This is a genomic window from Serratia sp. L9 (genome assembly GCF_050632285.1).
GTDB lineage: Bacteria > Pseudomonadota > Gammaproteobacteria > Enterobacterales > Enterobacteriaceae > Chania.
The window spans coordinates 1,857,683-1,883,808 of the sequence record NZ_CP192591.1 but is presented as its reverse complement, the minus strand read 5'-3'; the positions used below and the strand labels follow the sequence as shown (position 1 = coordinate 1,883,808).

Genomic DNA, 26,126 nt, shown 5'->3' with positions numbered 1-26,126 from the left:
AGGAAATTAAGAAAATGGCCTTTTTATAAATAGAAAGGCCATAGTTATATAAAAACTATTTATATACTGTTTTTCACTCGCACTAACAAAATTGAATAAATAGGTGATAGCTATGAATTTAGGATTCTTTTTTGGCGCTGGGGCAGAAATTGGGTATGGATTGCCAAGTGGCGGAAAATTTGCCATTGACCTTTTTAGACAAGACCCAAGCCAGTATAAAACGGAGCTTCGTCAGCAACTGAGATTAGTAGATTCACGCTCGCCTTATGCCAATGATTGGCTGCCTCAGGGATATGCTGATAAAAGTATTTATGCTTTTGGGCGTAACGAATTTACTAGTATTATCGAATCATCTATCGAATATAAACGTGAGGAAATAATTCGACGTCTCAACCGTTTTGATCAAGAATGCGACGATGCGATATTGGCACTAGGAATCGATAGGGCCACACTAGAAAATGTATTTTCAGAGTTGACAGGTAACGTTATTGGTGAGCGTTTGTACACACACGACATTCGCCTTAACGAGTTATTGGCGAGAGATGTTAGATTATTTGAGTCAGAATACTACTCAGCCATGTTGGATGTAGTAAGACAATCAGACAACAACGATGATTTAAAAAGATATGTTACATCATTTTTGCAATTATTAGTCGGTGCACACGGTCAAGCCCTTGTGCAACGCCTAAACCAAGAGTTGTTTGAAGCTGCGCCGGATGATTTACCAATCTTCGATGATATTACCGGCATGTTCCGCCTAGAATTTAACCGCATAGGCTCAACAGCTTTGGAATTATTGCTGGAAGAAAATAGAAACTTCAATATTGATGAAGACGCAACAGCTCTTACACTTTTCTGTGCGATAGCCCAAAAAGTATTAGAGAATCTGTTTACGACAGTACTCGACTACCAGAAATTGATAGATGACCATTTTCGCTATCTCTTCTCGCCATCCACCGAATGGGCTAAATTCACTCGTATGGTTATTTTTCTTAAGATAGCTCGCGATTATATCAGTGCCCAAGCACCATCTGTCGAAGATCTTCCCGATCATGGCTATTATCATGACTTAGCTACATTCGCTGGTGACCTAACAATTTCAGCCATTGGAACAGCCAATTACAATAGCCTTCTAGCAGAAGTTTTCCGTGGTATGAATATGGAATTACCGCAAATTATCCACCTGAATGGTAGTGTGCATGACTATTATAATCCCTATAAAAATGCGGTTATCACTTGTGAAAATCCAGGTGACGTAGATCAAAGTCAGATCCATGTTCCCTTCATGCTGACGCAAAGTGGACTCAAGCCTTTAACATCGGTAACCATGTCAAGACGGTACGTTAGTCTATTCGATGCTTATGCTGAATCTGACGCTATTGTTGTTGTAGGCTTTGGATTTAATAAAGATGATAGTCATATTAATGGACTTTTTCGTGAATTGGTCGAAAATCAAGGACGGAAGTTAATACTTATTTCGAGAAGCGTAGATGGAACTGTTGAAGAACAGAAACGACGGCTGCGTAACAAATTACGTATTTCCCACGCATTTAATCACTTGCTAACAGTAATTCCTGTAGATGATCACACTAGACTTCACGATGGACAATTATGGTTGGAGCTAGTCTTAGCGTCATTGAATGAAGAATAATTGATAATACACTTTATCGCTCGCCATCGTCTTGATATAAGATAAATGGCCTTTCCATCCATAAGAAAGGCCATTATTGTAAAAAATAACTCATCCTCGACTACAGCCGAAACTACGATCTCCATCACCGAATATTTTTGTTCTTACTTTGGTCATGTAATCCACTCTATTCATCAAGTCGTTATAAGTTTTCTCAAAGTTGTCCCTTTTACGGTTGAGAAGATATTTCCCATTTGACGGATAATTAACTAACTTCCCTGAGCCATCTATCGGGATACCAAGCGCACTGTACCATGCCGTTGTTATCATTGTGCGTAACGTGTTACGATTCAAGTCGTAATCTCCCAGATGATAATAAGCATCCTGATTGAAGCACAGTATCAAATGGTAATGCCGCTTTTCATTTTGGGTATACTCTCTGACCCAAGCGTAACGTAGGGCTGAATGTCGGCTTTCAGGCCAGTCTTTCCTTTGTGTTTTAATATGCTTATCGTGCCCAAGCTTTGCTTTTAGCGCACAGGTAAAACGAGATATAGCACCAGAATCTACTCTGGGTTGAAAGAATGGGTTATCCAGATTGTCTGTATCTATTGGGTCATGTAGATCAACACGTAGAATCATTGTATTAGGATGTTCATTGAGTGAATCATCAATAACCTGTTTGATTCTATCCCGATATAGAGATATATGTGATCCGAACTCACTATCGTATGTCATATAGTATCCTGTTTGATGATATTGGAGTAAGTAATGGAACTAATATATATTACCTATCATGATAATAGACTGTTGACCAAACTGGGCTCAGTATTAGTTTTTACTCCTGAATTAAGTCCTTTAACACGAAATCAAACTTAAAATGCTGAAGGGGTTATGCTTATTAACTTTGTCTTACCCTTGATAGTTATAAATACTTTGTTTTGTGCAATTAAAATTCTAATTAATTCATTTGCTTTATAACGATTCCTAAATTTATTAGGTCCAAATTGTAAAATAATATTTTTCTTGATGCAGAAAGAAAAGTTTCGCATACAGTAATCTTTTAACCAGTGATAAAGCTCATCTGCTTCAGAAAATTCCAAAGAAAATTCTTGTGTTTTGGAGAACAAGCGGATGTATTCGTCAATATACCAAGCAATTATATCCACTGCGGCCTTTACTGCGGTAAGGGATATATCACCCTCATCACCATTGAAGTAATGCAGCAAGGCAGCAAGCCTCGCCATATTCTCAGCCATTTTAGAAGCATAATCCTTAAAATCTGATAGGTAGCGAGTCAAGCCCATTTCAGACTCGACCTGGTTATAAAATTCGATCCAGTGTTTTTCTGCTTCTGCAGAGAATCGGAGACAAAGACGATCACTTTCATTATTTTTGATGATGTTCTCATTAACAATCGCCATCAGCCGTTGATGGAATACCGGCAGATGTTCACTTGAAACAACAGGGCTGGCAATTTGTCTGTTTCCTTGTGTTGAAGCAGGCTGGCAAATGAGGCATCGTGCAAAAAATCCAATCCCCTTTGCCATATCTCCTTTCCGATCAATATAACCCTTAAAAACATCCGGCTGAACCATCAGCGACAGCGTCATTCTTGCATCTCTAATTAATTTCTCGGGCTCGCTTTTCCTTTCCACGGGAAACATTGCACCATCCCACATCTTATTGATGAACGGTAGCTCGTTCAGGGTGTAACCATTAAAAATGGTGCCAGCCTCATCAGACATTATGCCGACAGATCGCCAGTGCCCACAGAGGTGATCTTTAATAGCTGCAGGCGTGGCATCGTTGAATATTAGTTTGAACCTCACCGGCGCTTTCGGGGGCAATGTTAGAAGCGCTTTAAGCTGTTCATTTGTTGCAAAATGATCTTTGTTACGCCGGATATCTGATTTGAGTTTTGACATCAGGGCTTTTTTTCAATATTAAAAATTGCTTCATCATTTCGCCAGACGGCAAGATCATGGATGTATTTTTCAAATAAGTTTTCCTCCAGTTGATATAATGGTTTCATCAGCAGTTTATCAACCGTACTCTTACGTTCACCGGATTCTGCCAGTGTCAGTAAGAAAAGTGATACCGGGCCACGTAGACTATTCAGTCGGCAAACATCAATCCGGTTCTGACAGGCAAGAGAAATAACTCCCAGAGCAGAAGCAGCAATCAAACCTTGGGGGGCCTGTGTATGCTGCTCCACTTCATAAATTGCGTTTCTTATAATCTGAGGAAACGCATCTACAGGGAAAGGACGACCGTTAAACATATAACACCTCTAATACAATTCACGTTAAAAATTCCCGCACAAGTTGCTATTCCGCTATTAATGGCAGAAATAGCAGAATGAACACGAGTCGTTCAGGAAAAAATGCACAAAATCTCCGAATGTTAGCGTTCGTTAATCCAGCAAAGTAGGTCGCTTAACAGCCAGCCACAGGACTTCAATCCAATAGACTTACGCAACGGAAATTGTCCGACTTGCTCCAGTTTCCAGGCCGTTGAACGAGATATAGATGTGATGTATTGACGCTCTTTTTCACGCACCAAGCGATCTGAGGATTCGCCATAATTCTGCAAAACCTTTAAACGCTGTTCGGCGGTGGGGTGAGTATAAGACTTGTTCATGATTGCCTCCTGTTGTTTCGCTGGAAGCAATCATGTTTCAGAGCGTAAGATTTGTGAAGCAATGAACTTTTGGATAAGGGCTTAGTAAGACGTTAGCTAAGAGGGAGTTGCAGCCAAGGTTTTATATCGTCTTCAGTGAACTGAATGTCGAATAGGAAAGTCTCCAGCGCAGCCAGCCTATTGAGTTCGACAGCGATATTAGACGCCTTTTTTTAGTGTTTTTAATATTATTTTTCTTGCAAAAAAGTGAAAGGAATAAATATATGCCCTTCATTTTTTCTGTAGTAAGCCTTTGCCTTATATCTGTATATGCTCCTGGTTTTGCAAACCATTCACAAAGTGTACTTTCTGAGATATTCGCATTCCACATGGCATCGTATTCCGGCTTCAGCTTGCTGATAATAGGAATGCCATCACTTTCTACAACAATCTCTCTCATTACTATACAGAGTGCAAAATTATATTTTTTAGTTTCATATTTTCTTTCACAAGGGACTTCATTGTTGGGAAGAGACTCTGAATATTTACTATTTATTGAAGGGGAGATTATCTCAAGGGCCTTTGCCATTATATACAAATCATTATTAACAACATAGACATCCTCATCAAAAACCAAATAATCCTCACTGTAAAAGCTATGGACATATACAGAGCCTGAAGGGGAAACTTGGATGTTAAATGAGCCTTTATCTTTAAGAATATATCTCCCATAATTGAATATTGATAGCTGAGTAGGGACAATTTTCCAATACCCTAATGCTAGTCCAGAGTACTCATAATTAAAATACCTCCCTTTAATTGAGTTCGAGAGCTTAAAACCTTCGTTAACTTTCAAGTGAGGGCTCAATGGCAACTCAGGGATGAATTTCAAGAATGAATGACCTGGACTTTCTTCTGATGTATAGAACTCTTCTCCATCGCTAATTAATTTCTCACCCACAATGTGTAAAGAAGGTGAAATACATCGTGATAACCGACATTTTTTACCATCCCCACCAAAATACAAAAATAAATCTAGCTTCTTAGCGAACCATTCATCAAGAATTTTCTCGACAACTGCCTCATCTGAAATTTTTGATAAAGAAACAAAACTAGAGTTCATCAAACCCACCATTAAGAATAAATTAACTTATTGAATAATAAATTAAATCATCTTTAACATCACTTATGATAATGAAGAGGATGTGATCTTGGTCAAAAATTAGTACAGCTCCGAATTCACCTCTCCGACCACCTCGGATAACCAACGGCTGAATTATGCATTTGGTGAGCAGATAACAGTCTTGCTAGCCCCCCTATCCGCACTAGAATCAGGACTGAAACAGCGAGGCTTTCACGATGACAAAAAAAACAGCACATACTCAGATTACCAGAACTCAAATCTACCGCTCCGTTGCCAGCTCAACCGCAATAGAAACCGGTGTTTCTGTGCAAAAAATTGAGCAGCAACTCAAACAAAATCAGGCACAGGCGAAAGCCGTGGGCCTCGCCCGTTAATCTGGCAAGATGTCGCTCACCAGTTGCATCATAGGGCTATAGTTCCCTGATACGCCAGCCTGTATTGCCTTGAAGTAAAACACCTTGTGCTCATCCCACAGGCTGTAATCAAGTAAGCCCTTCCCTGCTAGAACCGACAGCACATCGCAAAGTAGCCGCGACAGACGCCCGTTACCTTCTCTGAATGGGTGGATCAAAATAAACTCTACATGGCATTCAGCCAGATAACTTACCAGCTCCGGACGAGCCAGGGATTTCAGTTCACCAGATCGGGAGAGAAACTGCCTCTCGAAACCATCAAGAAGCAGCGGAATCCTGTCGGCAGCAGCAAACTGGAAGCCATCCTTAGTGAGGTTAGCGTTACGCAATCTCCCTGCCCAGTCATACACATTCCCCAGCCATTGGCGATGCCACCCACTGATGTGCTCAAAAGCCAGCACCGCAGGCGGCTGGCCTTCGATAAATAGCTGTTCATACAGCATCAGCAGCAGGCCAGACTCCAGCGCATCCATTTCCTGCTCATCAATAATCCCCAGTTTATTGGCAAGTACCAGGTCACCAGAACCAGGCTGATACCGCTCTTCTGCTGAATTAAGCTCGTATTTTGACAAGCCCTTACCTCCGCCCAAACAAGTTCACAACGTTGTTTTCTTGCTGTCGTTGATAGTTGTTAATCCGATCTTCCCAGATCTCAAGCGCCCTGCGCTTTTCAGTCAGGTAATCATAACGATCATAGTGTTTCGAGCTAACGTCGTTCAAAGCGTGATTCTGGATACGGTCGCGGATCTCTTTGCTGATCCCCGCCTCCCCCATCAACGTTTTACAGGTGCGACGTAAATCTCGCGCCGTGAAAACTTTAAACTCAGGATTAAAAGCCCGGAAATACATGATGGAACGCGCCAGACTATCGGTACGAACCGGTCGTTCGCCGTTGGTCGAGAGCGGGAAGATATAGGGGCTGTTACTTTCCTTAGTCAGTTCTTTCACTGAGGCTAATTCACTTAATGCCGATTCAGTCAGCGGGATCAGGTGCTCCCGTTTGTTTTTCGATACATCGGCAATTACCAGCAACGTCTTTTGTTGCCAGTCAATCGCGCACCACTGGCTGGCAATCATTTCAAACGGACGCTGCCCGCCAGCATAAACACAGAAGCGGATTAGGTGCTGCATCAGTGGCCCAACGTTAGTTGCCTGAGCGAACTGCTCCATGACAAAACGTAGTTCTTCCAGCGTTAACCATGTATCACCCACTTTTTCCGCCGAAGACTGTTTCGGTATGGCCGATACCGGATTTACTTCAAGACCGAACGTAATACCCACGCTGGTATTCATCGGATCGTTATCGGCTTTTAAGCCGTAGTTAAATGCTGCCATCAGATACGAGCGAATCCGGTTAGCATGCACCACCGCATCACGCTGGATAATGCCTGAGAGGATGGTTTTGATCTGCAGAGGTGTTACATCTTTCGCTTTGGTTTCTCGAGGGATAACCGTGTAGCACTCTTTTTCAAGACGCTTCAGAACATCAGCCCAGGTCCGCTTATTGTCGAGCTTCATCTTGTTAACGTAGCCATGCACCAGCTCATCAAACGATCCTTGAGAGCGATGGATCTGCATAATGTGCTCTTCGGCCAGGCGTTGTTGCTCAAGCTCTTGTTGGGGCTCTTTTCCTTCAACAAGCCAGGCTCCATACTTTTTCGCCAACTCATTGGCCGTCACCAGTTTCATCTCAGGCCAGATGCCCAACTGGATGAACTTCTCTTTCTTCCCTTTCTCAACGTAGTAACGGAAATAAAAAACTTTGCTGCCTGAAGGCTGAACCTTAACGCCAAGCCTGCCAGTACCACGCTGAGCACTGTTGCTCCACACGTAGTACGCCGTGCTTTTTGTCTTCAATCCACGTATAGCAGTCTCGGTAAGATTAGCGGCCATAAGTTTACCTTTCTAAGAATATGCGTTACCTGACCCGATGCCCATTTCGGGTCAGGTAACGGGTCAGGTAAGAATAGTACAATGGGGAAATGAGAGAACCAATCAGAAACAAAAATAACTTCATAACTGATTGATTATAGACAATTAAAAATACAAATAGAGACAATGACGAACAATTAAAAACATGCCAATTTTATGACTCATAATCGCTTGGTCGCTGGTTCAAGTCCAGCAAGGGCCACCAAATTTTAGCTTTAAAATCATATTATTAAACCACCTCATTGCAGGTGGTTTTTTCGTATCTAGCCGCCAGTGTCGCAAAAGGGTCGCCCTATTCTCTGGCACCCTACTCCCTCTCGAATCAATCCCTGCGTCACCAGTGGTGGTTTACCTTAATCAAGCCAACAACAAACCCGCTTTATCGCGGGCTTTCATTAAATCCAAAGAGTGCCTTGATTACCCCTGGTGCGATGCGGCGGCCAGCACATCGGTGATGAGTACCAGGATATTGAGGGGAAACAGCGTGGCATAGGCATCATCCCCGGTGCAGACCATACCGACGATGGCCGTCGAAACAGTAGCGATTACGCGGGTACTGTCGTTGATTTCGACACGTGATAATAGTCAGCCATAGATGGCTTGCTCCGTTGTGATTAGGTGCCGACAGCATGCCGCCGGGCGGACAACGCTGCACACGATGGCGGGAAGGCCAGCCAGACAACAGAGAGGATGAAGGATAATGCAGAGCAACGATCGTTTTCGCCGATCAATAGCTGATTATTGATCTAGCGAATCAATTGGACGGGTTTTAGCCAATCCTCTAGGGTGAATGGGCTTCTTGTGGCAACATCAGGGAAACGCCACAACCTGCGAAAGCCCGCGTTTTTATGCGGGCTTTATTCTGGACGTTTATGTTACATTCTGCAGGCTTGCTTAATTATTTGGGTAATGGGGAAACATACGCTACCTGATTAAAAACCGTTTTACTCTGGCCTACTGGGCAGCACCTTACAAATCAAATACACGACTACTACAGATAAAGTGATGTAAATAAATCGCTCATGCCAGGTGTCAAAGTGAAAAAACCAATATGCGCAGACAAGAACCAATGCACCGCCTAAAATTGATACCATGGTTTCTAAAATAGTGTGCATGAACCGTTTCATAAGGTTCTGCTTTATCTCAGGGCCTTTTTGATTTTTTGAGTTCATTCTCTACGATATCCACAATTTTATTAAACTCCGGCTGCCATTGAGTTCTTTTCACTCTCAGGGCTTCTACGAAAGGCTACAGCACAGGCTCCACCAAGAACTAAATAAGGTCATAATTTTTGCGATGCAATGCATAATATATTTCAGGATCGCTTTGCTGTAATGCTCGGGATGTATAAATGCTGCGCTCCGCCATTCCCCCCAAAAGATGACGTTCGACGGTAATTCACTTATCAACCATTTCATTAATTAATCGTTCCAAGAAAAAACCACTCCCTCATCTATCAATTATCTCTTAGCATTTTAGTTTGTATAATTCATAAGCATTTCTAATGTTGCACGTGCGTGGCGCGTTGAGGGTCATCATCACGATACTTTCATCCAAAGTGTGGTGCGGTGTACATGGTTGGTGGCATTCATGTTTCCCATGCAACACCAGGTATTGGGTAATCCTCCCCGCACAATCAGACCGTCCGCTGTTGAAGCGCGCAAATCCGAACCCACAACCACCACATTCGGGCCCACATCCCCTGTATTGCTTCTCGTCATAATATACCCCCTGTCTGGTATAAATCGGGGGACGCGGCATACCATTCTGGGCGGCCCGGGCTTGCGCCGCATTCTGTGTTGCAAAAACGCCCGCTTTGCTCGACAACAGTCCGGCTTGGGGATCGGAATCCCAAGTACAGTCAAAATTGTTGTCACCGCGTACGTGGATCACCTGAACGCCTCTATTTCATCTACATCTGTAATCCCTAATTTATTCACCAACACCAGGCATGTTGAGTAAAGAGGAACGCAATGAGCTTTTGATGGCCCCTGGCAAATGTGAGCCAGAAGTTACCTTTGGAAAACACCTTGCGGATATTATCACTGATGGGATCGCGACATGGACCCACATCCTGATACAAAGTGCCATCATTATTACCGGGGCAACCTATTATCTGTGTTCAAAAAAACGGTCAATACCATTATCCATTTGTTTTATTTGACATTTCACTTTAATTCCAAGCCACATAAGCTACCCGGGAAATAATGATAGCCGCTGGAATAAAACAGAATCCAATATTAACGTTAAAACCGATTTGGACATCGGTCAACTGCATGAAAATAGAGCACATAAAAAATAAAGACATCACTAAAATTAAATTTATCATGAAATAACTGACTGAAGAAATACGAAAAGTGCAGAGTAACACCGGATAATAATTGCCAATCATAAATATCGACTATTTTCTGATGGATGGATCCTTGCCGATTAAATCCAGCTTTTGCTGCTTAAGAGTAAATTGAACGATGTAGTTCAGATTCTCCTCTTCGCTACATCGTCCTGCTTCGAAAGGCTTGCTCGCGCTAAAGATTGGGCTGAGAAACAGGGTTGTATCCTGATGGGCTCTTTTGTTCCAGAACATTTGCCGGGGGATGTGTGCTGGCTTGGTTTAGCAAACCTTTATTTCGAGCGTATCAATATGATTTTATTATGAATTTACTAAATGTATTCACCAAGAAATTAATTAATTCAAGAAAAATGGGCAGAATCAGAGCCAGCATCAGAGCATCACAGCGACTGCAATACCTTATAAACGTCTCTGTGATAGGTGCAAAAAACTCCACCAAACAAAAAATCATGGGTTCTAATGTGTTTGGCCAGCTTATTGACACATCCTGTCAGATATGGGAAAAATATAAACCAGGATTTTATTTAGACACCGCAATAGGGTTTGCCTCCTGCCTGAGATCGCGATCAAGCTCCTCAAAATTGCAGAGACCAAGCCAGAAACCAGCAGCTAAAGAACGCTTCAAGACGTTAAAATAATGGATTGAACCAACTATAAAGCAGGAATTTTCCTAATATCACAGCGATGGTTTTATGTGAATAATATCAATTCAATGATATGATAATTGCCAATATCACCGAGCTTTACTGGTTGTTTTTAAAACAACACAAAGTAATGTTGTAATAACAAAAAAAATTATAATCGGCGGATCAACCAACAATTCTTATTGAAATATAACTTTTAAACAAAAGGAAATTGTATTATGAAAAATATCTTCAAATGGTGTGTTGCCCTTGCTGTTATTGCTACCCTGACAGGCTGTGTCCGTACAGCGCCCATAGATCAAATCAACAGCACGGTCAGTGCCGGCCATACAGAAGCTCAGGTTAGAACCGCCATTCTGAAAGCAGGTCAGCAGCGTCAATGGATCATGTCGCAGGCGGGTCCTGGCGTCATTAACGGCCGCCTGCAGTCCCGCGATCACGTTGCTGAAATTCGCATCACCTACACCGCATCAAGTTATTCCATTAACTATTCCAGCAGTCTCAACCTGTTAGCATCAGGCAGCAAAATTCACAAAAGCTACAACCGTTGGGTACGTAACCTCGATAAAGATATTCAATTGAACCTGTCCGCAGCAGCAGCCGGTCTGTAATTTTAACGTTGATTGAATTTTCGCCGGGTATGAACTGGCAATGCCATTTTGTATCCGGTTAAGAGGTTGTACCAAAATGTATGAGCAGGACACTCTCAGCGCACTGGATGCTATCACTGAGGCGCAACGGATTGCCTTTGCGCCTATGTTGTTTCAAACCGCACTTTGTCTGCGCAACACTGGCGTATTAGCTTATCTGGATGAACAAGGAAAGCAGGGTGCCCTCCTTGAGGATATCACTGCTAACAGTAACGTTAATGAATACGCTATCAGCGTTTTGCTGGATATGGGGTTAAGCGGGCGTATTGTGACTCATAAAAACGGGCATTACTTCATCGCCAAGATTGGGCATTTCCTGCTTCACGACACCATGACTCGTGTGAATATGGATTTCACCCAAGATGTCTGTTATCAGGGGCTGTATTTTTTAGCAAATGCTCTCGAAGAAGAAAAACCCGCTGGATTAAAAGTGTTTGGTGAATGGCCAACCATCTACCCGGCATTGTCACAATTACCCCAAGCCGCCCGCGAAAGCTGGTTTGCTTTTGATCACTATTATTCAGATACAGCGTTTAACGCAGCATTACCGCATATATTCAGCAACAAACCAGCAACACTTTATGATGTCGGGGGCAATACCGGTAAATGGGCGCTACGCTGTTGCCAATATGACGATAATGTCAGGGTTACCTTATTGGATCTTCCGCCGCAAATTGCCCTGGCACGTGAGAATATCGATAAGGTTGGGCTATCCCACCGCGTAGATTTCCATGCGGTAGACATGCTAAGCGATGCGCCGCTACCCGGTGACGCAGATATCTGGTGGATGAGCCAGTTTCTTGACTGTTTCTCCCCAGAGCAAATCATTACTATGCTTACAAAAATCAGACGGGTGATGAAGCCCAACGCTCGGCTCTGCATAATGGAGTTGTTCTGGGATGCCCAAAAATTTGAAGCAGCATCATTCAGCCTCAATGCTTCCTCACTCTATTTTACCTGCATGGCTAACGGCAATAGCCGCTTTTACAGCGTCGGGAAGTTTTACAACTACCTTGAGACGGCTGGTTTTCGAGTAGAAAAACGCGTGGATGACCTTGGAGTGGGGCATACCTTATTGATATGCCAAAGCCAACAAGGCCAGGGTACCGTTTAATATGCCCCCGAGTTTACGCCTCGCAAACCGAGTCGCCGATTTACCGCGGAAACACGTTGATGAGATTTGCATTAAAGATAATCGACTGGCAGGCCAGGGCCCCAGGATTAAGTGAAGCATCACAGTGGCGCCAATGGGCGCAGATGCCTCATGAGATCCTGCCCTCGGCACCACAGTCGAAACTGACCGAACTTTCCATGATGACAGCGCGCCGCCTGAATTCCGGCAGCAGGCTGGCTGTGGAATGCGGTTTAGCAATGCTACGTCGTCAGCAAGTAGATGCCGTGCTCTATACCAGCCGCCACGGTGAACTGGAACGCAATTACCGAATTTTGCAGGCCCTCGCTACCCAACAAGCCGTTTCACCCACGGACTTCGCGATGTCGGTACATAACTCAGCTGCGGGCCATTTGACCATTGCAGCACAAAAAGACGTGGCGGTGTCTTCGCTTTCTGCCGGTATCGATACCTTTCAGCAGGGATTGTGCGAGGTGGTGTGCTTACTGCAGGCCGGTTACCAGCGCGTATTGATGGTAGATTTTGATGGGTTGTTGCCCGAGTTTTATCATCCCTACCTGCCAAAGCAGATGCCAACCTGGGCATATGCGGTGGCACTGGTATTTGAAGCCGATGAAATATTGCAGTGTGAGAGCAAGCCGGAAGGCCAAAGTGAAGAGCCTCCGCTGCCGCAAAGTTTACAATTTTTGCAGCACTACCTGAATGGCACATCAACGTTTACCATCACGGGCGAAAGATTAAAGTGGTATTGGAGCCACGCATGAACAGCGTATATGCGCGTATCAACTGGGCTTGGCGGCTGGTGATGACGGGTTTTTGCTTCGTTCTGTTTGGCATGGGTGGGCTGCTGTTATCGCTTGTGTGGTTTAACCTGCTGTTAATATTACAGCGGGATAATGCCAAACGCCGGCGTCTGGCACGGCGCAGTATTGCCGTCAGTTTCCAGTTTTTTTGTCGGTAGCAAAGACGTTGGGTGTGTTGGATTATCGGATTAATGGTATTGATACTCTACGCAGGGAGCGTGGCTGTCTTGTGGTGGCCAACCATCCGACACTGATTGATTATGTGCTGCTGGCATCCGTCATGCCCGAGACGGATTGTCTGGTCAAAAACGCTCTCTTGCGTAATCCCTTTATCGGCGGGGTGATCCGCGCTGCAGATTATCTGGTTAATAGCCAAGCGGACGCGTTACTTCCAGCCAGCCAACAACGCCTGGCGCAAGGTGATACGATTCTTATTTTCCCCGAGGGCACACGTACCCGCCCGGGCGAAAACATGAAGCTACAGCGTGGTGCTGCCAATATTGCGGTGCGATGCGCCAGTGATTTACGCATAGTCGTCATCCACTGTAGCGAACATCTGCTTGATAAACAAAGCAGATGGTACGACATCCCTCCCAGGAAACCCCTGTTTCAGGTAGAAGTGCGTGAGAGGGTACAGATAAAACAATTTTATGATGCAAAATTGCAGGAACCCGCGCTGGCGGCAAGGCAGCTCAACCGGCACCTTTTGCATCAATTATCACCAGGTCTTATACCTTTGTCAGGAAATAATGATGCAAGAGCTCCATCTTGAAATTAAAAATCTCATAATAAACACACTGAATCTGGACGAACTGTCCGCAGACGATATCGACACTGAAGCAGCACTGTTTGGCGAGGGGTTAGGGCTGGACTCCATCGATGCTCTTGAGTTGGGGCTGATGGTTAAAAACCAGTATGGTGTCATGCTCTCTGCAGAAAGTGAGGAGATGCGCCAACATTTCTACTCAGTGGCAACACTGGCCTCTTTTATTCATGCGCAACGTGGCTGAGAACGAGCTTGCTATGACAGAACAACAAACCATTTATCAGGAAGTGTCCTCACTTCTGACCAAGCTGTTTGATATCGATCCCCAGAGCATCAAACCTGAAGCCCGTTTATATGAAGAGCTTGAGCTCGACAGCATCGATGCCGTCGATATGGTTGTACATCTGCAAAAGAAAACCGGTAAGAAAATCAAGCCGGAAATCTTTAAACAGGTGCGTACCGTGCAGGATGTTGTCGATGCGGTAGAACAACTGCTGAAAGAAGAATAGCTCTTCATGTACGCAACACGATCACTGAAAGGTGTTCAGTGGGTGACAGCCATGATACTGCTGGCCTGGCCATTTATTGTCTGGTTCGGCCTGGCAAATAACAGCCTTCACTGGCTGTTGCCGCTGATTGCTGTGCTGCTGATCTTTCGCGTATGCCAGATACGAAGTAAGCCTGGCCCAATGCGTCTGGTGATGCAGAGCGTGGCGCTGGCAGGTATCGCACTTTGCATAGTGAGCTACCTACTCAAAGCGTACCAATTGCTGCTGTTTTATCCGGTGGCGGTCAATCTGGTGATGCTGATCGTATTTGGGGGCTCACTGTGGAGCGCCATGCCCATAATCGAGCGTATTGCTCGTTTGCGTGATCCGCAACTTCCTTCTTCTGGCGTGATTTATACCCGCAGGGTGACACAAGTATGGTGCGTGTTTTTCATTCTGAACGGTTCGGTCGCCCTATTCACCGTTCTTTACGGTGATGTTCGGCTATGGACGCTCTGGAACGGCATGATTTCCTATCTGCTGATGGGGATGCTGATGGTCTGCGAATGGTTGATGCGGTGCCGGATGATAAAACGAGAACAACAATGAATCAGGCTCTCCCTCTGGCTCAGTGGCTAAGCGCCCCCGCCCAAGCGCAACCCCAATCGCATGGCTTGGTGAACATACCTGGACGCTGGGGCAGTTGCGCCATGACGTTGCACAACTGGTAGACAGGCTGCAACAGCATGAAGGTGAGCGCTGGGCGCTCTGCTTTGAAAACAGTTATCTGTTTATCGTCGGGCTTTTGGGAACGCTACATGCAGGCATAACACCGGTTATCCCGGGGCATAGTCGTGTCTCGCTGATGGAAGAGCAGCAAACGCTCTTCAACGGCGTATTAACCGACCAAGCGCTGGCCTGGAACGGCTCGTTAATCGTGATTGAGTCTGCCTATCAAAGCGCAGAGAACAATAAGCCGCTGCCCGCAATCGATCCGGCAAGCTACATCGAATTATTTACCTCCGGCTCTACCGGGCAACCTCGCCGCATAGTGAAACCCATCGCCTCTCTCGATAGTGAAGCCACATTATTGGCAAAGCGCTTTGGCGGCAGGCTCACCGATTGTCGTATTGTCGCCTCTGTCGTCCCGTTGCACCTTTACGGTCTCACCTTCCGTATCTTTTTGCCAATGGCATTAGGATTGCCGTTACATGCGGCGATGCTCAGTTACACCGAACAGTTGGCTGACCTGGCTCATAAACACAAATATATCTTTATCAGCAGCCCGGCGTTTCTAAAACGGCTGGACCACCAGCTCACGCCACCTCCAGTCACAATGATCATCTCCGCAGGCGGTATGTTGCCGTGGGAGGACGCGATTCAGACCTCCGGTTGGTTAGGCGTCTGGCCAGATGAAATCTACGGCAGTACTGAGACCGGGATCCTGGCCTGGCGCCAGCGCCAGCAGAATGATCCGGCCTGGCTGCCCTTCCCTGGCGTGCAGTTCACTATTGAAGCCGATGAAATTCGCGCTCTTTCACCGCTTATCAACGATGAAAGTGGTTTGATACTTGATGATATTTTGCAGTTTGACGATAACGGCAAATTTCGCCTGAAGGGGCGGCGCGGTCGGATAGTGAAGATAGAAGAGAAAAGAGTTTCGCTATGCGAAATCGAGCAACGCCTTCTGGAGATAGACGGTATACGCGAAGCCGCTGCACTCCCGGTGACACGCAGGGGCCGCCAAGGAATAGGCGTATTATTGGTGCTTGACGACAATGCGCGGCAACAATGGCAACAAAGTGGGGGTAAAGCGCAGGAGTTGTCTTGGCGGCGTGCGCTGCGCTCCTGGCTGGAGCCAGTCACGATCCCGCGATATTGGCGCATTATCGACGAAATACCGGTCAACAGCATGAATAAACGTGCCTACGCGCAATTACAGGAATTTTTTCATGAAGCCCCATGAAATTTCTCGCCTTCAGGCGCTGCCCCAACAGGCTGAAATCGTTTTACGGCTGGATCCAGACTTGTTCTGGTTTAATGGTCACTTCAGTGTGCAGCCAGTGCTCCCAGGCGTTGCACAGCTGGAGTGGGTTATGCATTACGCCACCTTATTACTGGCTCCCGATTTTCGTTTTCACAGTATCCAGAACGTTAAATTCCAACGTCCTTTATTACCGGAAAACATCGTCACAATGACGCTTGGCTGGCAAGAGGAACAGCAGATATTGACCTTCCGCTATCAACGCCATGAGGGTGAGGCGCGTAACACCGCCAGCAGCGGGAAGATTCGGTTATGCCGTTAACGACCGATGCCTTTGCCCCTTGTGTGGTGATCCCCTGCTACAACCACGGAGCCATGATGGCTCAGGTACTCGCCCGCCTGCTGCCCTTCGACTTACCCTGTTTTGTGGTGGATGACGGCAGTAACGCGGCCACCCGCCGGGAGCTGGAACGCCTGGCTGGCATACATACCAAGATGACGCTGGTGCGTCTTGCAGACAATTCAGGCAAAGGCATAGCGGTCATTCGAGGGCTGGAAGAAGCCCTGAGTGCAGGATTTACTCACGCGGTGCAGGTCGATGCCGACGGCCAACACGCTATTGAAGATATCCCCAAATTGGTGGCTTTAGCACAACAGCACCCCCAGGCTTTAATCTCTGGGCAGCCTGTTTATGACGATTCCATCCCACGTTCGCGCCTGTATGGCCGATGGATAACTCACGTCTGGGTATGGATTGAAACGCTTTCCCTCCAGCTAAAAGACAGCATGTGCGGTTTTCGGGTTTACCCGATAGTGCCAACCTTACATCTGGCGCAGCAGGTGGCACTCGGTAAGCGTATGGATTTCGATACTGAAGTGATGGTTCGTTTGTACTGGCAGGGGAACACCAGTTACTTTGTGCCAACCCGCGTCACCTACCCTCAGAATGGGCTATCGCATTTTGACGCATTAAAAGATAACTGCCGTATTTCGCTGATGCATACCCGTCTTTTCTTCGGCATGCTGCCACGCATCCCGTCCCTGCTTTTTCGCCCTGCCAATCAGCACTGGGCGCGGAAGAAAGAGGTAAAGGGTTTGTGGGGTATGCGCATCATGCTGATCATTTGGCGCTTGCTGGGGAGAAAAGCCATTTCGCTGTTTTTGTATCCCGTGGTGGCCGTTTATTGGCTCACCGCGCACCAGGCCCGGCAGGCATCAAAAAGCTGGATCAGGCGAGTGCGCACCCAGTTAGCTTCACGTTCACTACCAATTCCTGCACATTTAAACAGTTATAGCCATTTCCTGCGCTTTGCTGACGCCATGCTGGATAAAATCGCCAGTTGGCGTGGTGAAATGCGGCTGGGGCACGACCTGGTCTTCGCACCCGGAGCTGAAGCCGCGCTAGATGTGGAGTCTTCAAAAGGCAAACTGCTGCTGGCCTCACATTTAGGTGATATCGAAGCCTGCCGCGCGTTGGCCCAACTGCAGGTTCACAAGACTATCAATGCCTTGGTATTTAGCGATAACGCCCAGCGCTTCAAGCAGATCATGGCGGAGGTAGCCCCGCAGGCCGGTTTGAATCTGATCCCGGTGAATGATATCGGCCCAGATACCGCCATATTGCTTAAAGACAAGCTGGATCGCGGCGAGTGGGTAGCCATTGTCGGCGATCGCATCGCGGTTAATCCGCAACGCGGCACTACCCGCCGGGTTATTTGGAGCCGTTTTATGGGCCATCCGGCACCTTTCCCACAAGGGCCATTTATTCTGGCTGCGATATTACGCTGCCCGGTGCTATTGATTTACGCGCTCCGCCAACAGGGAAAGCTGCGTCTACATTGTGAGCCTTTTGCCGACCCTCTGCCCTTACCACGCGCCGATCGTCAGGCCTCACTTCAAAAGGCAGTCGATCGTTATGCTGAACGCCTTGAGCATTATGCTTTGGAGTCGCCACTTGATTGGTTCAATTTTTTCGATTTCTGGCAACTGCCTGACCAACACATACAGGAGTAAAGGGTGCTAAACGATCCCTGTTTTACTACCGAAATAGAACTGACAGTTCCCTTCCATGATGTCGATATGATGGGGGTGGTGTGGCATGGAAATTACTTCCGCTACTTCGAAATTGCCCGTGAAGCATTATTGAACCAATTCAACTACGGGTATCGGCAAATGAAAGCATCAGGCTATCTCTGGCCAGTGGTGGATACTCGCGTGAAATACCGCGATTCGCTCACCTTTGAGCAACGTTTTCGTGTCCGCGCCACCCTTGAAGAGTATGAAAACCGGCTGCGAATCGCTTATCAGATTTTTGACGCCGCCAGCGGTAAACGCACCACGACCGGTTACACCATTCAGGTAGCAGTAGAAGAAAAGAGCCGTGAAATGTGCTTCGTCTGCCCACCAATATTGTTTGAACGCATGGGAGTGACGCCATGAGAGCCTGGCCCCTCCTGATCCTGCTTATCAGCCCTTGGGTCAGCGCTGTGACGCTCGATGAGTTGCAGCAGCGTTTTACCGAACAACCGGTGGTTCGTGCCCATTTTGAACAGACCCGTGCCATTAAGGATCTGCCACAACCGCTGCGTTCACAGGGTGAAATGCTGATCGCCCGTGACCAGGGATTGCTGTGGGACCAGAAAGCCCCCTTTACCATGACCCTGATGCTGAACGAATCACGCATGGTGCAAATCGTTAATAACCAGACGCCACAGGTCATTACCGCTGAAAATAACCCGCAGATGTTCCAGCTCAATCATCTGTTGCGTGCGCTGTTCCAGGCGGACCGTAAAGTGCTGGAGCAAAACTTCCGTATTGATTTCCAGGATAAAGGTGAAGGTCGTTGGGTACTTAACCTGACACCCACCACCACGCCTCTGGACAGAATTTTTGCCACCCTCGTGCTAACCGGGCAAACCTATCTGGAAACTATCCATCTGAACGATAAGCAAGGCGATCGTACAGAGATCACTTTATCTCAACACCGGCTAATACCTGCAACTCTGACAGATGAAGAACTCCAGCGTTTTGCCACATACTAATGCCAAGCGCCCCGCGCTGCTGTGGGGGCTGACATGCCTGATATTGCTAGGCGTGCTGCTGGCCCTGCTGCCGCAGGCCAGGATAAACAGCAGCGTATTGGCTATGTTGCCCAAACAGGCTTTGGGTAGCATCCCCCCGCGCTGAATGATGGGTTCATGCAGCGCCTGGATAAACAACTGGTCTGGCTGGTTAGCCCAGGGAAACAAGCCAGTCCTGAAATTGCGCAATATTGGCTCACCCAACTGCAAAACGCCGGGATGCTGGATACGGTGAAAGGCCCGATGGATGCCACAAACCAGCAGGCCTGGGGGATTTCTTCTGGCAGCATCGCAATGGCCTGGTTGATAGCGCCACGCGTGAACGCCTGCAAAATGGGGGCGAAGCCCAAGCACAGTGGATCCTGTCCCAACTCTATTCCGCGTTTTCTGGTGTGAGCGGCAAGGAGTTACAGAACGATCCACTGATGCTGATGCGCGGCTCTCAATTGGCACTGGCGCAAAACAGCCAGCGTTTACGGCTGATGGAGGGCTGGCTGGTCACTCAGGACGACCAAGGCAACTACTGGTATTTTCTGCATGGCGAGCTTTCAGGATCGTCATTTGATATGCAGCAAACCAGCCATGTCGTGACGACCCTCACCGCAATGGGAAATCAGCTAAAAGAGCGATATCCCCAGGCACAGCTCCTCTCACGCGGTACTCTGTTCTACAGTGATTACGCCAGTCAGCAGGCGAAGCAGGACATATCCACGCTGGGCGTCGCTACCCTCTTTGGCGTCGTGCTGTTGATTGTGGCGGTCTTCCGTTCACTGCGCCCATTACTACTGTGCCTGATCTCTGTGGGGATCGGCGCTTTAGCCGGCACAGCGGCCACCTTGCTCATTTTCGGTGAATTGCACCTGATGACCCTGGTGATGAGCATGAGCATTATCGGCATCTCGGCCGATTACACGCTCTACTACCTGACGGAGCGCATGATACACGGCGGCGAAGTTTCCCCGTGGCAGAGTTTGATCAAGGTACGCCAGGCGCTGTTTCTGGCGCTGCTGACTACCGTAGCGGCGTATCTGATCATGATGCTCGCCCCTTTCCCGGCGATCCGCCAGATGGCCGTGTTTGCCGCCGTAGGCTTAAGCGCTTCATGCCTGACGGTTGTCTTCTGGCATCCCTGGTTATGCCGCAATTTACCGGTACGCCCCATTCCGGCAATGGCATTACTGCTGCGCTGGCTTGCCGCCTGGCGGCGGAACAAAAAGCTGTCGCTGGGGCTCCCCATTTTATTGGCGCTTATCTCGCTGAGAGGGATTGCCACGTTGCACGTCGATGATGACATCGCCCAGTTGCAGGCTTTGCCGCAGGATATTCTGGCGCAGGAAAAAGCCATTACCCGGCTGACCGGGCAAAGCGTGGATCAGAAATGGTTTGTTGTTTATGGTGCCACGCCGCAACAAACCCTGGAACGGCTTGAAGCCTTCACCCCCGCATTGGAGCAGAGGCGTCAGAACGGCACCCTCAGCGGCTTTCGGACTATCCCGCTGAACTCGCTGGCACGCCAGCAGCAGGATCTTGCTCTGTTACACAATGCGGCACCGGCAGCGATCAGCACATTAAAAAATGCAGGGCTAACCGCTGTCACCCCGGATCTGCAAGCTATGCCCGTCACGGTTGAGGAATGGCTTGCCAGCCCGGCCAGCGAAGGTTGGCGTCTGATGTGGTTGACGTTACCCAATGGTGAAAGCGGTGTGCTGATCCCGGTAGAAGGCGTGAAAGACAGCGCCACACTGAACTCACTGGCGCAAGCACACCAGGGCGTAGCCTGGGTTGATCGTAAAAATACCTTCAATGAGTTATTCGCCCTCTATCGCCTGATACTTACCGGCCTGCTGATAGTCGCACTGGCGGTAATTACCTGCAGCGCGGTAGCACGCCTGGGTTGGCGCAAAGGGTTGATCAGCCTTGTGCCTTCAGTATTGTCGTTGGGTTGCGGGATGGCTGCTTTATCCTTGAGTGGGCATGCTGTGAATCTGTTTTCGCTGCTGGCTCTGGTGCTGGTTCTGGGGATTGGCATCAACTACACGCTGTTTTTCAGCAACCCACGCGGGACACCACTGACATCGTTGCTGGCGATCACACTCGCCATGATGACAACATTATTAACGCTAGGCATGCTGGTCTTCAGCACCACTCAGGCAATCAGCAGTTTCGGGATTGTCCTGGTCAGCGGGATTTTTACGGCTTTCCTGCTCTCGCCGTTAGCCATGCCTGCCCGTAAGAAGAGAAAAATATGATAAACCGCGACTTCTGGCGCATTGTTCCCCTGTTTGCCGTGCTAGTAATCACTGGCTGTAGCCGCTCAACACAGAATGAAGAGGGTACGCGGCCTCAGGCCTGGCTTGAGCCTGGAGTGCGTGTCACGCTGCCCGCACCCGGCATTCAGCCAGAGGTGAAATCCCAGCAATTATTAACGGGCAGCTTTAACGGACAAACTCAATCTCTGCTGGTTATCCTGAACGCAGATGCCAATAAACTCGCCCTTGCCGGGCTGTCTTCCGTCGGCATTCGGTTATTCCTCCTCACCTATGACGAAAAAGGCATTCATACCGAGCAGTCGATTGTGGTGCCACAGTTACCACCAGCCAGCCAGGTATTGGCTGACGTGATGCTCAGCCACTGGCCGATTTCTGCCTGGCAAAAACAACTACCGCAGGGATGGACGCTGACCGATAAGGGAGACAAACGTGAGTTACGCAATCCAGGCGGTAAGTTGATAACTGAAATCACGTACCTACAACGTAAAGACAAACGTGAGCCGATTAGCATCAAGCAACATGTCTTTAAATACCACATCACCATTCAATATCTGGATGATTGATATGATTTATATTTCTGCCTTAGGCATGATTAACGCGCTTGGCCAATCGGCGCAGGAGATTGCGGCCAATCTGACCCGCGGGGTTGCTCCAGGTATGCGCAGCCGTGAAGGTTGGTTGCAGAACCAACCCGCAGCGGTGTTTGGTGGCGTGGAAGGAGAATTACCCGAAATTACCGCTAGCTTTACCGCGCACCGCAGTCGTAACAACCAACTGCTATTGGCAGCCCTGGCTCAAATTCAACCCGTAGTGGATGAAGCCATCCTTCGCTTTGGCTCCGATCGCATCGCCGTCGTGCTGGGAACCAGCACTTCCGGGCTGGATGAAGGCGATCGGCATGTTAATCATATAATTAACGGCGAAAACAGCCCCAGTTGGCAATATTCCCAGCAAGAATTGGGCGACCCTTCGCGTTTCCTCAGCGGTTGGCTGGGGTTGAATGGCCCCGCATTTACCCTGTCCACCGCCTGTTCCTCCAGCGCCCGCGCCATTATCAGTGGACGCCGCCTTATCGAAGCAGGCCTGGCGGATATAGCGATTGTCGGCGGGGCAGATACCTTAAGCCGCATGCCGATCAACGGTTTTCACAGCCTGGAATCTCTTTCCACTGAGCTTTGTCAGCCGTTTTGCCGCGGCCGCTGCGGTATTACCATTGGCGAAGGTGCAGCATTGATGGTACTGACCAGCGAGCCACAACCCATCGCGCTGTTAGGTGTGGGAGAATCAAGCGATGCCTACCATATTTCGGCCCCACATCCCCAGGGGGCTGGAGCTATACGTGCCATTAAGCAGGCCTTGCAGGATGCCGGGCTGAAACCTGATGATGTGGGTTATATAAACCTGCATGGCACGGCTACTTTACTCAACGATCAGATTGAATCCAAAGTGGTACATGACCTGTTCGGAGAAAGCGTTCCTTGCAGCTCTACCAAGCATCTAACCGGGCATACCTTGGGTGCCGCAGGGATCACCGAAGCCGCTCTGAGCGCACTGATCCTACAACATGACTTACCATTGCCACCGCAGGATTTCAGTCGCTCGCCGCTGGACCCGGCATTACCGCTCTGTGGCGTATTGCAGGCGCCGCAACCGCTGACGCGCCCAATCATTCTGTCTAATTCTTTCGCCTTTGGCGGTAATAACGCCAGCATCCTGTTGGGGAGGGTTACATGAGCCAATACTTGCCACCAGCGGAATACCTGCCGCACGACGCTCCCATGCTGCTGCTGGCAGAAGTCATTAGCGTGACTGAAGATAGTGCACATTGCCAGGTTGCGATCGGTGCCGAAAGCGTGCTGGCACCGTTTATCAATGCTCAGGGGGAGTTGCCTGGCTGGTATACCCTGGAGCTGATGGCACAAACCATAGGTGTCTGGTCGGGTTGGCATCGCCGCCAGCAAGGGCAGCAGCGTATCTCGCTGGGAATGGTTCTCGGAGCCAGAGAGTTAATCTGTGCTGCTGGCAGCCTGCCGGCCGGGGCAACACTTGATATCCAGGTCAACCTGCTGATGCATGATGAACGTGTAGGGAGTTTTGATTGCACTATCTGCGCGGAAGGGGACCTGCTGGCTACGGGCCGGGTCAATACCTTTCAACCCACGCAAGACGAATTAACCATACTTTTTAATCAGGGATCTACAGCATGAGCCGCTCAGTTCTCATCACCGGAGCCAGTAAAGGCATCGGACGCGCCATCGCCTACCAGTTAGCGGCTGATGGGTTTGTCGTCGGGGTGCATTACCACCAGGGTAAAGCCGCTGCACGAGAAACGCTTGAGGCCATTATTGCTGCAGGCGGTCAGGGCCGACTGCTGGGTTTCGACGTCAGTAATCGCCAGCAATGCCGGGAAATCCTCGAACAGGATATCGCAGACAATGGCCCTTGGTATGGCATCGTCAACAATGCAGGAATAGCCCGCGATGCCGCCTTCCCAGCGCTAAGCGATGATGACTGGGACTCGGTGATCCACACCAATCTGGACAGTTTCTACAACGTGATCCAGCCCTGCATCATGCCAATGATAGCGGCACGTAAAGGGGGCCGTATCATTGCGCTTTCTTCCGTTTCTGGCCTGATGGGGAATCGTGGCCAGGTCAACTACAGTGCGGCAAAGGCCGGCATTATTGGCGCAACCAAAGCGCTGGCCGTCGAGTTGGCAAAACGCAAAATTACCGTCAACTGTATTGCTCCTGGGCTGATTGATACTGGCATGATAACCATGGAGGAGACGGCGTTAAATGAAGCCATGTCCATGATCCCGATGAAACGTATGGGCCAGGCAGAAGAAGTCGCCGGGCTGGCAAGCTATCTGATGTCAGATATAGCAGGCTACGTGACTCGTCAGGCTATTTCCATCAATGGAGGGATGTTATGAACCGTCGGGTAGTTATTACAGGTATGGGCGGTATCACCGCCTTTGGTGAAAATTGGCAGGCGATATCAGACAAGCTGCTGGCTTATAAAAATGCCGTTCGGCAAATGCCGGAATGGCAAGTCTATGATGGTCTGCATACCCTGTTGGGGGCGCCAATTGATGACTTCGCGCTGCCAGAGCACTATACCCGTAAACGCATCCGCTCCATGGGCCGGGTGTCTTTGATGTCGACCCGCGCAACGGAACTGGCGTTGGAGCAGGCAGGGTTGATTGGCGATCCGGTGCTGACCCACGGGCAGACAGGTATCGCCTATGGCTCATCCACCGGCAGTACCGGCCCGGTGAGCGAGTTCGCCACCATGTTGACCGAAAAACATACCAACAACATCACCGGCACCACCTATGTGCAAATGATGCCGCATACGACTGCGGTCAATACCGGATTGTTCTTTGGCCTGCGCGGGCGCGTGATACCGACTTCCAGTGCCTGTACTTCAGGTAGCCAGGCTATTGGTTACGCCTGGGAGGCCATTCGCCATGGTTATCAGACGGTTATGGTTGCCGGTGGAGCAGAGGAACTGTGCCCTTCCGAAGCCGCCGTGTTCGATACGCTATTTGCTACCAGCCAGCGCAATAATGAACCGCATCTGACACCTTCACCGTTTGACCGGCAACGTGATGGCCTGGTTATCGGTGAAGGCGCTGGGACGCTGATCCTCGAAGAGCTGGAGCATGCGCAAGCGCGCGGGGCAACCATCTACGGTGAAATTATTGGCTTCGCCACCAACTGTGATGCTGCACATATCACCCAACCTCAGCGCGAAACCATGCAGATATGCATTGAACAATCCCTGCAGATGGCCGGTTTACAGGCTCGTGATATCGGATACATTTCTGCCCACGGTACCGCCACCGACAGAGGGGATATCGCTGAAAGCCACGCAACGGCCGCGATCTACGGTGATAACGTGCCTATCTCATCGTTGAAGAGTTACTTTGGCCACACGCTGGGAGCCTGTGGCGCACTGGAAGCCTGGATGAGCCTGCAGATGATGCGTGAGGGCTGGTTCGCTCCAACACTGAACCTGCATAACCCCGATGAACAATGCGGTGCTCTTGATTACATTATGGAGGAAGCACGCCACATCGATTGTGAATTCCTGCAAAGCAATAACTTTGCTTTTGGGGGTATCAACACCTCGATTATTATCAAACGCTGGGCATAAACCAAAGAATGAAAAAATCCTTTAAATCAGTGCCCTGCCTGAGGCTACCCCCTCTCC

The 26,126-nt window shown here is 48.5% G+C and carries 24 protein-coding genes and 5 pseudogenes; 21 read left to right on the top strand and 8 right to left on the bottom strand.

Going from position 1 to position 26,126, the window contains the following annotated elements:
• Window positions 1-112: 112 nt before the first annotated feature.
• On the top strand, window positions 113-1,651 hold the full coding sequence (locus ACQ86O_RS08955; RefSeq protein WP_431224937.1) for a hypothetical protein: 1,539 nt from the start codon (window positions 113-115) through the stop codon (window positions 1,649-1,651).
• Window positions 1,652-1,741: 90 nt separating this feature from the next.
• On the opposite strand, the gene ACQ86O_RS08950 is transcribed toward ACQ86O_RS08955, so the two are convergent.
• The 4 genes and pseudogenes from ACQ86O_RS08950 to ACQ86O_RS08935 form a co-directional block, all read right to left on the bottom strand.
• Window positions 1,742-2,368, bottom strand: coding sequence for an inovirus Gp2 family protein (locus ACQ86O_RS08950; RefSeq protein WP_431224936.1), 627 nt, complete (start codon window positions 2,366-2,368; stop codon window positions 1,742-1,744).
• Window positions 2,369-2,505: 137 nt separating this feature from the next.
• Window positions 2,506-3,914 (bottom strand): annotated as a pseudogene (locus tag ACQ86O_RS08945) (YfjI family protein).
• Window positions 3,915-4,036: 122 nt separating this feature from the next.
• Entirely contained in the window at window positions 4,037-4,273 is a 237-nt protein-coding gene (locus ACQ86O_RS08940; RefSeq protein WP_130962101.1) for a helix-turn-helix transcriptional regulator, read from the bottom strand.
• A 121-nt stretch (window positions 4,274-4,394) separates the two neighbouring features.
• Complete coding sequence (locus ACQ86O_RS08935) at window positions 4,395-5,375, bottom strand: hypothetical protein (protein ID WP_431224935.1); 981 nt, start codon at window positions 5,373-5,375, stop codon at window positions 4,395-4,397.
• 236 nt (window positions 5,376-5,611) lie between these two features.
• Here ACQ86O_RS08935 and ACQ86O_RS08930 point away from each other — a divergent pair, with 236 nt between their 5' ends.
• Window positions 5,612-5,770: a hypothetical protein gene (locus ACQ86O_RS08930; RefSeq protein ID WP_431224934.1), complete on the top strand. Its 159-nt coding sequence runs from the start codon at window positions 5,612-5,614 to the stop codon at window positions 5,768-5,770.
• Here the strand turns inward: ACQ86O_RS08930 and ACQ86O_RS08925 are convergent.
• The 4 genes and pseudogenes from ACQ86O_RS08925 to ACQ86O_RS08910 all read right to left on the bottom strand — a co-directional run bounded on the left by ACQ86O_RS08925 (window position 5,767) and on the right by ACQ86O_RS08910 (window position 9,462).
• Complete coding sequence (locus ACQ86O_RS08925; RefSeq protein ID WP_431224933.1) at window positions 5,767-6,381, bottom strand: Fic/DOC family protein; 615 nt, start codon at window positions 6,379-6,381, stop codon at window positions 5,767-5,769. The two genes, ACQ86O_RS08930 and ACQ86O_RS08925, sit on opposite strands and share 4 nt — an antisense overlap.
• Window positions 6,382-6,385: 4 nt before the next feature.
• Complete coding sequence (locus ACQ86O_RS08920; RefSeq protein WP_431224932.1) at window positions 6,386-7,702, bottom strand: tyrosine-type recombinase/integrase; 1,317 nt, start codon at window positions 7,700-7,702, stop codon at window positions 6,386-6,388.
• Window positions 7,703-8,161: 459 nt separating this feature from the next.
• A pseudogene (locus ACQ86O_RS08915) lies at window positions 8,162-8,308 on the bottom strand (phage tail protein); the annotation flags it as partial.
• 971 nt (window positions 8,309-9,279) lie between these two features.
• Complete coding sequence (locus ACQ86O_RS08910; RefSeq protein WP_431224931.1) at window positions 9,280-9,462, bottom strand: hypothetical protein; 183 nt, start codon at window positions 9,460-9,462, stop codon at window positions 9,280-9,282.
• Window positions 9,463-10,339: 877 nt separating this feature from the next.
• On the opposite strand from ACQ86O_RS08910, the gene ACQ86O_RS08905 reads away from it, so the two are divergent.
• The 19 genes and pseudogenes from ACQ86O_RS08905 (at window position 10,340) to ACQ86O_RS08815 (ending at window position 26,069) form a co-directional block, all read left to right on the top strand.
• Window positions 10,340-10,729 carry a hypothetical protein gene (locus ACQ86O_RS08905; protein ID WP_431224930.1) on the top strand — a complete coding sequence of 130 codons (390 nt, stop codon included), beginning with the start codon at window positions 10,340-10,342 and terminating at the stop codon, window positions 10,727-10,729.
• Window positions 10,730-10,953: 224 nt separating this feature from the next.
• A complete protein-coding gene (locus ACQ86O_RS08900) occupies window positions 10,954-11,346 on the top strand; it encodes an LptM family lipoprotein (RefSeq protein WP_431224929.1) in 393 nt (130 codons plus the stop codon).
• A 76-nt stretch (window positions 11,347-11,422) separates the two neighbouring features.
• Entirely contained in the window at window positions 11,423-12,499 is a 1,077-nt protein-coding gene (locus ACQ86O_RS08895; protein ID WP_431224928.1) for a class I SAM-dependent methyltransferase, read from the top strand.
• 59 nt (window positions 12,500-12,558) lie between these two features.
• Window positions 12,559-13,281: a beta-ketoacyl synthase chain length factor gene (locus ACQ86O_RS08890; protein ID WP_431224927.1), complete on the top strand. Its 723-nt coding sequence runs from the start codon at window positions 12,559-12,561 to the stop codon at window positions 13,279-13,281.
• Window positions 13,278-14,092 (top strand): annotated as a pseudogene (locus ACQ86O_RS08885) (lysophospholipid acyltransferase family protein). The gene ACQ86O_RS08890 and the pseudogene ACQ86O_RS08885 overlap by 4 nt, the downstream one beginning before the upstream one ends.
• Complete coding sequence (locus ACQ86O_RS08880; protein WP_431225687.1) at window positions 14,073-14,330, top strand: phosphopantetheine-binding protein; 258 nt, start codon at window positions 14,073-14,075, stop codon at window positions 14,328-14,330. Before ACQ86O_RS08885 ends, ACQ86O_RS08880 begins: the two are co-directional and overlap by 20 nt.
• Before the next feature lie 13 nt (window positions 14,331-14,343).
• Window positions 14,344-14,595, top strand: a complete 252-nt coding sequence (locus ACQ86O_RS08875) for an acyl carrier protein (protein WP_431224926.1) — start codon at window positions 14,344-14,346, stop codon at window positions 14,593-14,595.
• Window positions 14,596-14,601: 6 nt separating this feature from the next.
• Window positions 14,602-15,183, top strand: a complete 582-nt coding sequence (locus tag ACQ86O_RS08870) for a hypothetical protein (protein ID WP_431224925.1) — start codon at window positions 14,602-14,604, stop codon at window positions 15,181-15,183.
• Window positions 15,180-16,540: pseudogene (locus ACQ86O_RS08865) on the top strand (AMP-binding protein). Before ACQ86O_RS08870 ends, ACQ86O_RS08865 begins: the two are co-directional and overlap by 4 nt.
• Window positions 16,527-16,880 (top strand): hydroxymyristoyl-ACP dehydratase, encoded by a 354-nt coding sequence (locus tag ACQ86O_RS08860; protein WP_431224924.1) that lies wholly within the window; start codon window positions 16,527-16,529, stop codon window positions 16,878-16,880. Before ACQ86O_RS08865 ends, ACQ86O_RS08860 begins: the two are co-directional and overlap by 14 nt.
• A complete protein-coding gene (locus tag ACQ86O_RS08855; protein WP_431224923.1) occupies window positions 16,871-18,571 on the top strand; it encodes a glycosyltransferase family 2 protein in 1,701 nt (566 codons plus the stop codon). Before ACQ86O_RS08860 ends, ACQ86O_RS08855 begins: the two co-directional genes overlap by 10 nt.
• Window positions 18,572-18,574: 3 nt before the next feature.
• Window positions 18,575-18,997 carry an acyl-CoA thioesterase gene (locus ACQ86O_RS08850; RefSeq protein ID WP_431224922.1) on the top strand — a complete coding sequence of 141 codons (423 nt, stop codon included), beginning with the start codon at window positions 18,575-18,577 and terminating at the stop codon, window positions 18,995-18,997.
• Window positions 18,994-19,599 (top strand): outer membrane lipoprotein carrier protein LolA, encoded by a 606-nt coding sequence (locus ACQ86O_RS08845; protein ID WP_431224921.1) that lies wholly within the window; start codon window positions 18,994-18,996, stop codon window positions 19,597-19,599. Before ACQ86O_RS08850 ends, ACQ86O_RS08845 begins: the two co-directional genes overlap by 4 nt.
• Window positions 19,568-21,887: pseudogene (locus ACQ86O_RS08840) on the top strand (MMPL family transporter). The gene ACQ86O_RS08845 and the pseudogene ACQ86O_RS08840 overlap by 32 nt, the downstream one beginning before the upstream one ends.
• Complete coding sequence (locus tag ACQ86O_RS08835) at window positions 21,884-22,471, top strand: DUF3261 domain-containing protein (RefSeq protein WP_431224920.1); 588 nt, start codon at window positions 21,884-21,886, stop codon at window positions 22,469-22,471. Before ACQ86O_RS08840 ends, ACQ86O_RS08835 begins: the two are co-directional and overlap by 4 nt.
• A 1-nt stretch (window position 22,472) precedes the next feature.
• On the top strand, window positions 22,473-23,642 hold the full coding sequence (locus ACQ86O_RS08830; RefSeq protein WP_431224919.1) for a beta-ketoacyl-[acyl-carrier-protein] synthase family protein: 1,170 nt from the start codon (window positions 22,473-22,475) through the stop codon (window positions 23,640-23,642).
• Window positions 23,639-24,115, top strand: a complete 477-nt coding sequence (locus tag ACQ86O_RS08825) for a 3-hydroxy-fatty acyl-ACP dehydratase (protein WP_431224918.1) — start codon at window positions 23,639-23,641, stop codon at window positions 24,113-24,115. The genes ACQ86O_RS08830 and ACQ86O_RS08825 overlap by 4 nt, the downstream gene beginning before the upstream one ends.
• Window positions 24,112-24,843: a 3-ketoacyl-ACP reductase FabG2 gene (locus ACQ86O_RS08820; protein WP_431224917.1), complete on the top strand. Its 732-nt coding sequence runs from the start codon at window positions 24,112-24,114 to the stop codon at window positions 24,841-24,843. The genes ACQ86O_RS08825 and ACQ86O_RS08820 overlap by 4 nt, the downstream gene beginning before the upstream one ends.
• Entirely contained in the window at window positions 24,840-26,069 is a 1,230-nt protein-coding gene (locus ACQ86O_RS08815) for a beta-ketoacyl-ACP synthase (RefSeq protein ID WP_431224916.1), read from the top strand. Before ACQ86O_RS08820 ends, ACQ86O_RS08815 begins: the two co-directional genes overlap by 4 nt.
• Window positions 26,070-26,126: the final 57 nt, after the last annotated feature.

Coding starts and splice junctions, on each gene's coding strand:
- ACQ86O_RS08920 (WP_431224932.1), bottom strand. CDS start 7,702: ATGGCCGCTAATCTTACCGAGACTGCTATACGTGGATTGAAGACAAAA.
- ACQ86O_RS08900 (WP_431224929.1), top strand. CDS start 10,954: ATGAAAAATATCTTCAAATGGTGTGTTGCCCTTGCTGTTATTGCTACC.
- ACQ86O_RS08875 (WP_431224926.1), top strand. CDS start 14,344: ATGACAGAACAACAAACCATTTATCAGGAAGTGTCCTCACTTCTGACC.
- ACQ86O_RS08890 (WP_431224927.1), top strand. CDS start 12,559: ATGAGATTTGCATTAAAGATAATCGACTGGCAGGCCAGGGCCCCAGGA.
- ACQ86O_RS08845 (WP_431224921.1), top strand. CDS start 18,994: ATGAGAGCCTGGCCCCTCCTGATCCTGCTTATCAGCCCTTGGGTCAGC.
- ACQ86O_RS08860 (WP_431224924.1), top strand. CDS start 16,527: ATGAAGCCCCATGAAATTTCTCGCCTTCAGGCGCTGCCCCAACAGGCT.
- ACQ86O_RS08855 (WP_431224923.1), top strand. CDS start 16,871: ATGCCGTTAACGACCGATGCCTTTGCCCCTTGTGTGGTGATCCCCTGC.
- ACQ86O_RS08950 (WP_431224936.1), bottom strand. CDS start 2,368: ATGACATACGATAGTGAGTTCGGATCACATATATCTCTATATCGGGAT.
- ACQ86O_RS08940 (WP_130962101.1), bottom strand. CDS start 4,273: ATGAACAAGTCTTATACTCACCCCACCGCCGAACAGCGTTTAAAGGTT.
- ACQ86O_RS08820 (WP_431224917.1), top strand. CDS start 24,112: ATGAGCCGCTCAGTTCTCATCACCGGAGCCAGTAAAGGCATCGGACGC.
- ACQ86O_RS08910 (WP_431224931.1), bottom strand. CDS start 9,462: ATGACGAGAAGCAATACAGGGGATGTGGGCCCGAATGTGGTGGTTGTG.
- ACQ86O_RS08935 (WP_431224935.1), bottom strand. CDS start 5,375: ATGAACTCTAGTTTTGTTTCTTTATCAAAAATTTCAGATGAGGCAGTT.
- ACQ86O_RS08880 (WP_431225687.1), top strand. CDS start 14,073: ATGCAAGAGCTCCATCTTGAAATTAAAAATCTCATAATAAACACACTG.
- ACQ86O_RS08895 (WP_431224928.1), top strand. CDS start 11,423: ATGTATGAGCAGGACACTCTCAGCGCACTGGATGCTATCACTGAGGCG.
- ACQ86O_RS08830 (WP_431224919.1), top strand. CDS start 22,473: ATGATTTATATTTCTGCCTTAGGCATGATTAACGCGCTTGGCCAATCG.
- ACQ86O_RS08835 (WP_431224920.1), top strand. CDS start 21,884: ATGATAAACCGCGACTTCTGGCGCATTGTTCCCCTGTTTGCCGTGCTA.
- ACQ86O_RS08815 (WP_431224916.1), top strand. CDS start 24,840: ATGAACCGTCGGGTAGTTATTACAGGTATGGGCGGTATCACCGCCTTT.
- ACQ86O_RS08870 (WP_431224925.1), top strand. CDS start 14,602: ATGTACGCAACACGATCACTGAAAGGTGTTCAGTGGGTGACAGCCATG.
- ACQ86O_RS08825 (WP_431224918.1), top strand. CDS start 23,639: ATGAGCCAATACTTGCCACCAGCGGAATACCTGCCGCACGACGCTCCC.
- ACQ86O_RS08930 (WP_431224934.1), top strand. CDS start 5,612: ATGACAAAAAAAACAGCACATACTCAGATTACCAGAACTCAAATCTAC.
- ACQ86O_RS08955 (WP_431224937.1), top strand. CDS start 113: ATGAATTTAGGATTCTTTTTTGGCGCTGGGGCAGAAATTGGGTATGGA.